Raw genomic sequence first — 11,574 nt, 5'->3', positions numbered from 1 at the left:
AGTTTATCCACGGTGCGTCATTTTTGTTATCACTTTTCCATCCAATTGCGTAAAACTATCTTGCTAAATCAAAACCTCGCAGCTAGACACAAGGCTTATGCCAGGCTTATCCGTTAAAAAAGAGGCTAAATCCCTTTTTAAAATTAATTTGCCTCCCGGTATTTTTAAAGTGGGTAGTGCACCCGATTGTGATTTGTCGCTGCACGACCAAGAGCTATCTAAAAATCATTTCACCCTTTTTTTATCGGCCGATAGTGCGCGTGTTAAAGATAAAAGCGGCGGAAAAATTTTTATTAATCAAAAATCTATTGGCGATGAAGCCATGCTTCATCATGGCGATAGTATTAAAGCAGGTGCCTGGGAATTTGTTTTTGAAGCACGCACGCAAGATGACGAAGATTTACGCATGGAGGTGTCAACCCGTCTATCTACCCAGTTAACACCACATACGGCCGAAGCCCCCACCAAAATTATTAAGCTTGCCGATTTGGGGAATCAATTACTGGTAGAAAAACCTCTATTAGTATTGGACGAGGCCGGGAGTGTTCGCGAGGTAAAAATTTTAAAAAATAAAATTACCATTGGCTCACGTGAGGGTGTGGATGTTTTGTTAAAAGACGATTACGTATCGGGCAAACATTGCGAACTTAAATTTACAAGTTCTGGAATTTTTTTAACCGATCTTAAATCAACCAATGGTACTTATGTAAATGATACGCGCGTGGGTGATATTGGTTTAAAACCGGACGATATTATCCGTATTGGTGAAACCAAGCTTACAATACGCTGGAAAGAACAAACCGAAGCCATTTTGCCTGTTACCGACGATTTTTTTATGGGTATGGTGGGTACTACTTCTGTTATGAAGGTGCTTTTTGGAAAAATTCAAAAAGTGGCCCCAACCGATTTAAGCGTTTTAATTCAGGGCGAATCGGGTACCGGTAAGGAATTAATTGCACAATCTCTTTATCGTCTTTCTACACGCAGTGAAAAACCGTATGTTATCCTTAATTGCGGTGCTATTTCGGCAAATTTGATTGAAAGCGAGTTATTTGGTCATGAAAAGGGAGCCTTTACGGGGGCTATTAGTCGTCATACGGGAGCCTTTGAACAAGCAAACGGCGGCACCCTGTTTTTGGATGAAATTGGCGAATTGCCGTTAGAATTGCAGCCCAAGCTTTTGCGCGTTTTGGAAAATGGCACAATCCGCCGAGTAGGGGGTGCCGAAGAAATAAAAGTAGATGTGCGTATTGTGGCGGCTACACACCGCAATTTAACTGAAAAAGTAAAAGAAGGAAAATTTAGAGAAGATCTCTTTTATCGCCTGCATGTTATTCCACTCTTTGTGCCGCCACTGCGTGAGCGAGTAGGAGATGTGCTGCTTTTAGCCGAGCATTTTTTATCAAAACAATCCGGATCTTATCGCAAAACCCTATCGTTTGAAGCGCGCGACAAGCTTATTAGCTATCCATGGCCTGGCAACGTGCGCGAGTTGCGCAATGTTATTTGCCGCAGTATGGTATATGCCACACAGGCGCAAATTATGCCGCAGGATATTGAGCTATTAAGCGTAGCGTCCCCCGAGCCTGCATCTTCCAGTTTTACTCCTCCCCCTGATCATGTAGCCTTGGTGGAAAAGCAGAAGATTTTGGAAGTGCTGCGCGAAGTGCAGGGTAACCGCACGCGTGCCGCCGAAGCCTTAGGGATGGCCCGTTCCACGCTATTTAGACGGCTAAGGGATTATGGCCTTATTGCCCCCGATGAGACAGAATAAGGCCGCAAAAAACCATGCCGCTTATAGAGCGGGAATTTTAAACTCAATTTTTAAGAAACGTTTAAAAGATTAAGCGTTAGCTTCAACTTTGGTTACGTTTTGAGCCATAGGGCCCTTAGCACCAGTTTGAAGTTCAAACTCAACTTCCTGACCTTCTTGGAGGGATTTATAACCGTCACCACCAATGGCTGAATAATGAACAAATACATCCTGGCCATTGTCCTGCTCGATAAAACCAAAACCTTTAGAATCGTTAAACCATTTTACGCGACCGCGTGTTTTCATAGATACTCCATTAAATAATACGGGCAATATGCCCAATCCATCTTCCAAACCATCGGAGGAGAGATTATATCCAATATAGGATACAGAACAGGGTGGATATTAAGATTTGGGGTTTACGTCAAATAAAAAATGGATAGTTTTAAAAAAAAGTGGACCATTTTGGGGTTTTTTCCTACATACGGCATACACAGGAGATCTAATATATGACAAAAGGACCCATTACCCAGTTTATCCAAAAAAATTACAAACACTTTAATGCCGCTGTGGTGCGTGATGCGGCCGATGGCTGGATTGCCCATTTAGACCAAGGTGGCAAAATGCTGGTAAGTCTGGCCGGTGCCATGAGTACGGCCGAATTGGGTATTTCGTTTGCCGAAATGATACGCCAGGATAAAGTGAAAATCATCTCATGTACGGGTGCTAACCTGGAAGAAGATATCATGAACCTGGTAGCCCACTCACACTACAAGCGAGTGCCGGGCTATCGAGAGCTTTCCAAACAACAAGAATGGGATCTTTTAGAAAATCACTATAACCGCGTGACCGACACCTGTATTCCCGAAGAAGAAGCATTCCGTCGTTTGCAAAAGCATATCCATAAAGTGTGGAAAGATGCCGAAACAAAGAACGAACGTTATTTTCCGCACGAGTACATGTACAAAATTTTGCTCTCGGGCGAATTAAAACAATATTACGAAATCGATCCTAAAAATTCTTGGATGCTGGCTGCGGCCGAAAAAAATATCCCCATCATTGTGCCAGGCTGGGAAGATTCTACCATGGGCAATATTTTTGCCTCGTACGTCATTAAAAAAGAACTCAAAGCGTCTACCATGAAGAGCGGTATCGAATACATGGTGTGGCTAGCCGATTGGTATAAACAAAACTCTTCCGGAAAAGGCGTTGGCTTTTTCCAGATTGGTGGTGGTATTGCCGGCGATTTCCCCATCTGCGTGGTGCCCATGATGTACCAGGATTTGGAATGGCACGATGTACCTTACTGGAGTTATTTTTGCCAAATTTCCGATTCTACGACATCATACGGGTCTTATTCCGGTGCGGTACCGAACGAAAAAATTACTTGGGGTAAACTCAATATCGACACACCCAGTTTTATTATTGAATCGGACGCATCCATTGTAGCGCCGCTCGTTTTTAACTATGTGTTGGGAAATTAATGAGTGCACTCAACCCAAATCCTATTGTGCAATTTGGCCAATGGTTTGAAGAAGCCAAAAAAAATGCAGGGCTTTCCATGCCCGAGGCTATGATGCTGGCTACTCTTGATGATAACGGGTATCCAGACATCCGCACTGTTTTACTAAAAGGCTTTGACGAAAATGGTTTTGTATTTTTTACCAATTTTAATTCGTCGAAAGGACGCGCTTTAAAAAAGAATCCTGTTGCAGCACTTAATTTTTATTGGGAAAAATTAAAAAAACAGGTGCGTATTAAAGGTAAGGTTAGTGTTGTTAGTGATGCTGAAGCCGATGAGTATTTTCGTTCCCGTCCTTTAGATAGCCAAATTGGCGCCTGGGCTTCCCTTCAGAGTGAAGTGTTAGATAGCCGTGATACTTTAGAGAAACGTTTTAAGGAATTTTCTGAAAAGTTTAAGGGTAAGGAAATTCCGCGTCCGCCCCATTGGAGTGGTTTTAGAGTAAATCCTTCTAAAATTGAATTTTGGATAGAGCAGCCGTATCGCCTGCACGATCGCTTTGTCTATCGTAAAAATGAAAAAGGGGAGTGGGTGGTGGGGCGTTTGTATCCGTAATCTTTGAATACTTTTTTATTTTTTTGTAAATCTGAAGTCTGTCTATTAGATGACGCCCTCACAAGTTCTGTGAAGATGGGCTTTTGGATGGCAGGGTGAGGGCTTGTTGGTGAGACGCATATTTACAAAAAAATAAAAAAGTATTCAAAGATTACTACTTTTGTGTGTTTATGTGAGTATGGGGAGACGAATTCTCATTTCAGGTGCTTCGGGATTAATTGGTCAGGCTATTAGCCAGTCATTTCCTGACGATCAAATTTATAAATTAGTTCGTCATCAGCCGAAAAATAAAAACGAAATTTTTTGGGATATTGAAAAACAAGTTTTAGATCCAAAAAGTCTTGAGAATTTCGATGTTGTTATTCATCTCTCCGGTGAAAATATTGCCGCGGGTCGCTGGACCGATAAACAAAAAAAGAAAATTATTGATAGCCGCATTTTATCTACCCGTCTTTTGTGCGGTGCTCTTAATAAAGTTAAAAATAAACCGGCACATTATCTTCAAGCTTCGGCCATTGGTTATTATGGGTTGCGTGGTGATGAAAAGCTGGATGAAAAATCAGAACCTGGCACAGGTTTTTTGCCAGAAGTGTGCGTAGCCTGGGAAAATGAAACTAAGCATTTAAAAAATGTTCCTATCACTTATTTACGCACGGGTATTGTGTTGAGTCTTAAAGGTGGTGCGTTATCTAAAATGTACTTGCCGTTTAAAATGGGGGCAGGTGGTGTTGTGGGGAGCGGCCAGCAATATATGAGCTGGATTGATTTGGACGATTGGATAAATTCGTTTCAATTTATTGTGCAAAAAGAAATAACAGGTCCGGTAAATTTGGTTTCTCCACAGCCTGTGACTAATAAAGAATTTACCGCAACGCTCGGTAAGGTTTTAAAGCGACCAACAGTTTTACCTGTACCAGGCTTTGCTTTAAAACTAGCGTTGGGCGAGATGGCTCAAAATTTATTATTGGGTAGCACGCGTGTATATCCGCACGTGTTAACAAAAGTCGGGTTTCAGTTTCAATATCCAAATTTAGAAAATTGTTTGCAACATTGTCTTGTAGGGGCACACGGCCGTGTGCCCTTACGAACATAATCATGAGTAAAAATACGGCCATCATCATCGGCGGAGGTTTTGCGGGTATTGCCGCCGCTATCCATTTGGATGCGTTGGGCTATGCTGTCACCTTAATCGAACGGAAACCTCTCTTGGGCGGGCGCGCCTATGCCTTTCAGGATAAAAAAACGGGAAGCTGGGTGGATAACGGACAGCATCTCATGATGGGAGCGTATCACGAAACGCTTAAATTATTTGATTATCTGGGTGTAAAACGCCATCTTAATATTTTAAATCCCACCGTAGTTCCTCTTGTTTTAGAAAACGGCGAAAAAACTATTTTTAAGCTTACAGATTTAAAACCACCGCTTAATTTATTACGCGCCTTTCTTAACTTTAAAGCGCTTACATTCAAAGACAAGCTGGGGCTTGTGGCACTTCAAAAATCGCTCCAAAAAAATGATATGGAAGGGCTAACCGTTACCCCCTGGCTTAAAAAATTAAATCAAAGCGAGTTTTCTCAGAAAAATTTTTGGGATATCTTAACGCTGGCTACTCTCAATGATGATCCTAAACGCGCCTCCGCTTCAATGCTCGCTGTAGTATTGGCCAAAGGAATTTTAGGCAGTGTTTTTGACTCACGTTTGATTATTGCTAAAACGCATCTCTCCGATATTTTGGCTAACCCGGCCGAGCAGTATCTTACACTAAGAGGGCACAAGGTAATAAAAGGATGTGGTGTAAAAAAAATTCATGTGCTCGATAACAAAGTTCAGATGGTAGAAACGGATAAAGAACATTTTAAAGCGGATCTCGTAGTGAGTAGCCTCCCGCCTAACTCTTTGTTGCCTCTTATTCCCGAAGGTTTTGTAGAAAAACTTCCTTATTTTTCGAATCTTAAAAAAATAGAAACAGCGCCAATTGTTTCCATCAACTTATGGTTCGATCGCCCGATAATGGACGATATGTTTGTGGGGGCGGCCGATAAAAAGGTGCATTGGTGGTTTGATAAAAATAGAATATCCGATATCACGCATCCACCGTATCATTATATGGGGGTTATTAGCGGGGCTTATGATCTCTTGAATAGTGGGAAAGAAGAGATCATGGCTTTTGCTTTGAGTGAATTTAAATCTCTTTTTCCCAAAGCAAACGAAGCCTCACTCATCCATAGCTTGGTGAATAAGGAAGTAAATGCCACCATGTCGATTACGCCTCAAAGTGACAAATTACGCCCCCCTCAAAAATCCCCCTTCGATAATTTCTATGTAATCGGTGACTGGACCCAAACCGGCTACCCGGCCACCATTGAATCGGCTGTATTATCAGCCAAAATGATGGCCACGGAGCTAAGCTAATTATATAACTTATTGATTTAATTTAGTTATTATAGGAATTTATTTTTTTTAAAAAAAATAAGCCAACCAGGCAACTTATTTAGATGTTAAACCGATAATAGTGTACGAACATTTTTTGAGGATATCGAATATGAAACATACAATTAAACTTTTAGCACTTTTAACGCTCACTTTTTTTTCACTTGCAGCCCAGGCCGAAACCATCATGGTTACTAAAACAGCCGATACAAATGACGGTGCCTGCGATACCGATTGCTCTCTCCGCGAAGCTATACTTAAGGCCAATCTAACAGCTGATCTTGATACTATCGAACTTAATCAGGAAGGTCCGTATTCAATCGATTTAGGACGCATGAGTATTCGTGCCGAACTCACCATAAAAGGAACTTCTACAAACCCAGCGGTGATAGATGGAACCAATAACGCAAACCGCCGCTTTTCCAATATCTTAACCAGCAATTTTTCAACGACAAGCGCTAAAAAAGTTAATTTTGAAAATTTGACCTTTCAAAATTTTACCGATACCTCAGCCGGTGTTCTTGGCATAACAGGCGATTTTTCCATCACACTTAATCACACCTCATTTTTAAATAACGCGTCTACAACATCGTTTTCTGGTGGAGGCGCCATCGTTTTAAATGCCACAACTTTTGGCAAGGGCTCAATTAATCTCTTAAATGGTTGCGTGTTTGAAAACAATACAACTGCAGGAACCGGCGGTGCCATTAAGTCATCTAAAGGTCTTTTAATTTCCAATATTAGTGACGCTATACCAACAGCCTATAACATTTTTAAAAACAACAAAGCTGCACTTGGCGGCGGCGCTATTTATGCAGACACTGGCTATACTTTCCTTGCTAAAATGATATTTGATGGAAATGAATCCGCTACCGACGGTGGCGCCATCAATCTCGAAAACTCATCTCTACTAGGCGGACAAATCCAGTTTAACAATAACAAGGCTTTGCATGGTGGTGCTTTTGCATTTACTCAATCTACAGCTTGCCTCGATGTAAACACCTGTCTCATACCTTTAAATATAGATGCCAATCAAATAAACTTTGCCAATAATCAGGCCAGCCAAGGCGGAGCGCTATATATTGTCGATCGTCAACCAAGCGACTACATTTCAATCGCCCAAGTTAGTTTAAATCAAATTAGTATTATCGATAACAAAGCCATATCTATGCTTAATGATGGCAACCCTCAAGGCGGTGGTATTTATAGTAATACCCCATTAGCCATTTCGTATTCCACTATTGTAAACAATACTGTTGAAACCACGAGCACCGATCCTCAAGGTGGCGGAATATATTTTACCGACATCACCGAAACTGCCGCTATTTTTAAGCACAACATTTTTAATCAAAACAATCACAACAACAGCGCTACTAACGAAATTTATATGGATAACTACGCCAGTTCTTATCCCGATACTATTATTCATATTGTAGGCTTAAGTGTTGTGGGTAGCGATGTGGTGTACTCAACCGAAACAGATGTAACTACTTTTGTAAGCGATGACGCTCAAGTATCTGTAGATCCAATTATACTGAATGGTTATAAAGCGGGCTATCTTCCTACCATAGCCGGTTTAGCCTTGGATGCAGCTGAAAATACACAATGCACCAATATTGATGGCTTACCTTTATCTTACGATCAAGCTGGAACTGCAATACCCGCTAACAATACCAAATGTGACATAGGAGCATTCGAATTAAATTGTGCTGCTACACAATATTATGTGGATAGCGATAGCGACGGTTATGGAGCTGGTGAATCATTTTACACCTGCAAAACATCACCCAATTTTGTCACTAATAATCAGGACTGCGATGACAATAACATTAACGTACTCACACCCGATTCTCCCGAAACCTGTGACGGAGAAGACAACAATTGCAACGGTGAATATGACGAAGGTTTGGATACAGGTGATACCGACGGCGATGGCGTTATGAACTGTGCCGAAGAAGAAACGTGCGACGGACTTGATAATGATGGCAATGGCACTATTGACGAAGGATTTTCAGATAACGATACCGATGGTGTTGCCGATTGCGTAGACACCGAAGAATGTGACGGTTTAGACAACGACGGCGACGGCGCTATTGATGAAAGCTTTAGCGATGTTGATAGCGATGGTTTGGCCGATTGTGTGGATACGGTTAATAACGAAGAAGTAGATAGTGGTGATACTTCAGGTGAATCGGACGAATCGGACATCTCCGAAGAATCCGACCCGTCTGACGAGCCGGAAGTATCAGACGACTCTGAAACTACCTCCGATCCCGAAACCAGCCCAACTGGTACCGATACAGGCAATAGCCAAAACCCTGGCGATAGCAACAAAGCTGGTGGCAGCAGCGGTGGTGGTTGTAGTTTAGCACCTGCTAACAGCAGTTTTAATTTGGCATTTGTTATGTTGTGGATGCCGCTTATGGGGATTTATTTCTTAAAACGAAAATTAGGATAATTTATGGGAACTGATGCAATAAACGGTTTACAAACACCTTGGTATTTTTACGAAAACGAATCGGTACTTCCGGAAAAAAGTGATCCGGCACCGTTGCCTTTATTTGCCCCCCCGTTTTTACCACAAGCCACTGAAGGTTTGGCCGTAAATGCCGCACGCTTTGCAAGGTTACCCAAAATACCTGGACCGTGGGGCCTTGCTTTGGCTGCAGGCAGCCTTGGTACCGTGTGGTATTTGAGTGGCAGCGAGGAGGATATTAATCCAACCCTTGAAGAACCTGGTTTTACTCCTTACGAAGATCCAGAAGTTGATTTAGAAAACCCCGAAACAAAAATTAAATTTTCTCCTTTGTCCGATCCCGCTACCACAATTGGCCAACCGCCTTCGGCCCCAGTGGTTATAATTCCACGCAATCCCGAAGAGCCCAAAGAATCTGCAAGCGAAGAAATTATGATGAGCGCAGATAATCCAGAATCAAACGAACAACACATAAGTGAGAAGGTATCCGATTTAACAGAGCTAAATTGGAAAAATAACACATCGCGTGCTAAAACAACTTTTCCCAAACGCGTTACAATTATGTTGGACAATGGAAATAAATTAACAATTCAATATTATGGCGCTGATACTACGAAAAGTTTTTCTGGAGCATACAAATATCATTTGGTGCGTCAAACTAATGGAACAGATGGGAAAGATCATTACTATCTCTACCTCATCAGGCCAACAGATGCGCATATGGCAGGGGCTTATGCTGCTAAAATGGCGGATCGTATTGCCCCAAGGGGTATTGCAGCGGGGTGGATAAGAATTGATGAGAGTGGAGACATGCTTGTGGATGGTCAAAGCGGAAATTTCCCTACTCAAAATGATCAATATTTTGGTGAAGCAACCATGTTTTCACATGATGATGTATCTGGTTTAGATCCTGCCGTGCAGTACTTATCTCAATTTTTTTCAATTGAAAAAGGCAGTGCAAAACCTCCCGGGATCGATTAATTTTTATGAGCCCTGTCGATTTAACGACTCTGTATCTCGATCAAACATCGTGGTTTGAAGAAGCAAGGTCAGAACCTTTACCAGCTTTTGTAATGCCACCACCTCAAATTGTTATTCCCGCTGCCAGTGCGGCAAAAGAAGTGGCTAAAAAGGCAGTGCGTACCCCTATTGCTGCGCCCGCAACAAGCGCCTTAGCCTTAGGTGCCTTTTTAACTCCTGGAGTATATTGTGAATTAGCAAATCCCTACGCTTGCCATGCTCCAGTAATTGATAAGGGCATGGTTTTTACTTTTAGAGGTCCTGTATTAGGCAAAAATTCTGTTCATTATGAAACACCTCAAAATTTGGAAATTGATTTAGGTGTTTGTGAATTGGAAAGTCACAATACAGAAACTAGTGAACTGGGTTTTTCACCGTACCAAGAACAAGAGATTGATTTGGAAAATACCCCCACTGTTGTTGTAGACCCGGAAGAGCAACATAAAAAACCAGGGGAGCCTGTATTGCCCCTTGTTATCCCCCCAAAGCCCCATGCAGAGCCAGAAGAACCGGAGATTGAGGGCCTGCGTATGAGCGCCGGTGATGATGAAAATATATCAGAAACCGCTGAAGCCATTTTAGAAGAAGCCGGTTTTACAGAAGATGAACCCGATTATCCCGAAATTAAAAAAATTCTTATCCTGTGCATGCAAGCAGGTGAAAAGCCAAATGTGGCGTTAGAGATGTGCCTTTATTATGATTTAGGTGAAATAGAAATAACGAATGATGTTGTTCAGTACATCGGTCACAACGCAGAAAAACGGCGTGAATTTATTAATGCATTAGAAAAATGCGGTTTTATTGACGCGAGTTCAATAATAGGCACTGGGCAAGACTATACAAGACCTGATTTATTAACCTGGCAAGAGGCACGATATTTAGCAGAATATCTTTATCCACTGTTACCTGCAGAAAAAAAGAGAGTAGCAAATCTTGATCTTACATGGCGTAAACTAGAAAAAATGTACCGTGATATTGTAACGGGCCATGCACGCATTATTCCGGACGATTTGGCGCATAGGGCTTTAGCAAGAATTCTTAATGAAGAAACACTTGAAGCAGAAACCGGCCATGCATTACGCCACGATATCCCGGGGGGGTTAAAAGATAATGCCAACTGGGTAGCGCGTTTACTGGATGAGGCTTTTCATGATGAGCGAATAGCGCCTATTATTAATACAACATGGCCCCGTTTAAATGCTGAAGCAAAAGACAGATTAGTGGATGAATATGCATTACTTGTATCAACTATACAAAATGTAACCGGGCATATAAACGAAAATATTCTAGGAATTATCTTTCGCCTTGAGCTCATTAAAAATTATTTTAAAGGGGATGATATTTTTGGCCAAGATCAGAATTTTAAAAGCGTGAAGGATGTAGTGGATGAAACGTTAAGAGCTTTTTATGAAGGCAATGACGAAGCTTTAGAAGTAAGACCATCAAAATTAGCCAAAAAGCCATCATTTCCTGGCATGGCTGCACTAAATGAACGTTCTCGTGCGCCAGAGCTAAATAATATACACAATCAAAGATTAAGTGATAAAAAAATCTATTCAACTACAGAAATTGAAAGAATGTCGGGTGAGGCTTTGGATGATTATTATCGTTGGTTATTACTGGCGTTAAAACTTACAATAATGGACATGTCAGAAAGTACATCCACCGATCGGCATGATGCGCTATATTTGATATTGCAAATAGAAAGGCTTCCAAAAAATAGCGATAACCAAAGACATTTAGCTTTGCGCAATACAATTTTGGCGTACGGCTTAATTTTGCACATTCTTTTATTTATCCCTGAATCTAAAAATTAGA

9 protein-coding genes are annotated in these 11,574 nt (G+C 41.5%); 8 read left to right on the top strand and 1 reads right to left on the bottom strand.

The genetic code is table 11. The features are described 5' to 3' along the window. Positions 1-97 precede the first annotated feature (97 nt). A complete protein-coding gene (locus K1X76_00150; protein MBX7147467.1) occupies positions 98-1,774 on the top strand; it encodes a sigma 54-interacting transcriptional regulator in 1,677 nt (558 codons plus the stop codon). 69 nt (positions 1,775-1,843) lie between these two features. On the opposite strand, the gene K1X76_00145 is transcribed toward K1X76_00150, so the two are convergent. After that, on the bottom strand, positions 1,844-2,059 hold the full coding sequence (locus tag K1X76_00145; protein MBX7147466.1) for a cold-shock protein: 216 nt from the start codon (positions 2,057-2,059) through the stop codon (positions 1,844-1,846). A 203-nt stretch (positions 2,060-2,262) separates the two neighbouring features. On the opposite strand from K1X76_00145, the gene K1X76_00140 reads away from it, so the two are divergent. The 7 genes from K1X76_00140 to K1X76_00110 all read left to right on the top strand — a co-directional run bounded on the left by K1X76_00140 (position 2,263) and on the right by K1X76_00110 (position 11,573). Further along, positions 2,263-3,237, top strand: a complete 975-nt coding sequence (locus tag K1X76_00140) for a deoxyhypusine synthase family protein (GenBank protein ID MBX7147465.1) — start codon at positions 2,263-2,265, stop codon at positions 3,235-3,237. Continuing rightward, positions 3,237-3,830, top strand: coding sequence for a pyridoxamine 5'-phosphate oxidase (pdxH, locus tag K1X76_00135; GenBank protein MBX7147464.1), 594 nt, complete (start codon positions 3,237-3,239; stop codon positions 3,828-3,830). Before K1X76_00140 ends, pdxH begins: the two co-directional genes overlap by 1 nt. A gap of 178 nt (positions 3,831-4,008) precedes the next feature. Beyond that, positions 4,009-4,923 carry a TIGR01777 family oxidoreductase gene (locus K1X76_00130; GenBank protein MBX7147463.1) on the top strand — a complete coding sequence of 305 codons (915 nt, stop codon included), beginning with the start codon at positions 4,009-4,011 and terminating at the stop codon, positions 4,921-4,923. A 2-nt stretch (positions 4,924-4,925) separates the two neighbouring features. Continuing rightward, on the top strand, positions 4,926-6,242 hold the full coding sequence (gene hpnE, locus K1X76_00125; GenBank protein MBX7147462.1) for a hydroxysqualene dehydroxylase HpnE: 1,317 nt from the start codon (positions 4,926-4,928) through the stop codon (positions 6,240-6,242). Between the two features lie 130 nt (positions 6,243-6,372). After that, a complete protein-coding gene (locus K1X76_00120) occupies positions 6,373-8,718 on the top strand; it encodes a CSLREA domain-containing protein (protein MBX7147461.1) in 2,346 nt (781 codons plus the stop codon). 3 nt (positions 8,719-8,721) lie between these two features. Next, positions 8,722-9,717, top strand: a complete 996-nt coding sequence (locus K1X76_00115) for a hypothetical protein (protein ID MBX7147460.1) — start codon at positions 8,722-8,724, stop codon at positions 9,715-9,717. A gap of 5 nt (positions 9,718-9,722) precedes the next feature. Then, entirely contained in the window at positions 9,723-11,573 is a 1,851-nt protein-coding gene (locus K1X76_00110) for a hypothetical protein (GenBank protein MBX7147459.1), read from the top strand. Position 11,574 lies beyond the last annotated feature (1 nt).

Source organism: bacterium (genome assembly GCA_019695305.1).
Lineage (GTDB): Bacteria > UBA10199 > UBA10199 > UBA10199 > JAIBAG01 > JAIBAG01.
Note: the sequence above shows the minus strand (reverse complement) of the source record. Positions and strands in the feature narration are given on the sequence as shown.

Coding starts and splice junctions, on each gene's coding strand:
- K1X76_00145 (MBX7147466.1), bottom strand. CDS start 2,059: ATGAAAACACGCGGTCGCGTAAAATGGTTTAACGATTCTAAAGGTTTT.
- K1X76_00150 (MBX7147467.1), top strand. CDS start 98: ATGCCAGGCTTATCCGTTAAAAAAGAGGCTAAATCCCTTTTTAAAATT.
- K1X76_00115 (MBX7147460.1), top strand. CDS start 8,722: ATGGGAACTGATGCAATAAACGGTTTACAAACACCTTGGTATTTTTAC.
- K1X76_00120 (MBX7147461.1), top strand. CDS start 6,373: ATGAAACATACAATTAAACTTTTAGCACTTTTAACGCTCACTTTTTTT.
- K1X76_00110 (MBX7147459.1), top strand. CDS start 9,723: ATGAGCCCTGTCGATTTAACGACTCTGTATCTCGATCAAACATCGTGG.
- pdxH (MBX7147464.1), top strand. CDS start 3,237: ATGAGTGCACTCAACCCAAATCCTATTGTGCAATTTGGCCAATGGTTT.
- K1X76_00140 (MBX7147465.1), top strand. CDS start 2,263: ATGACAAAAGGACCCATTACCCAGTTTATCCAAAAAAATTACAAACAC.
- K1X76_00130 (MBX7147463.1), top strand. CDS start 4,009: ATGGGGAGACGAATTCTCATTTCAGGTGCTTCGGGATTAATTGGTCAG.
- hpnE (MBX7147462.1), top strand. CDS start 4,926: ATGAGTAAAAATACGGCCATCATCATCGGCGGAGGTTTTGCGGGTATT.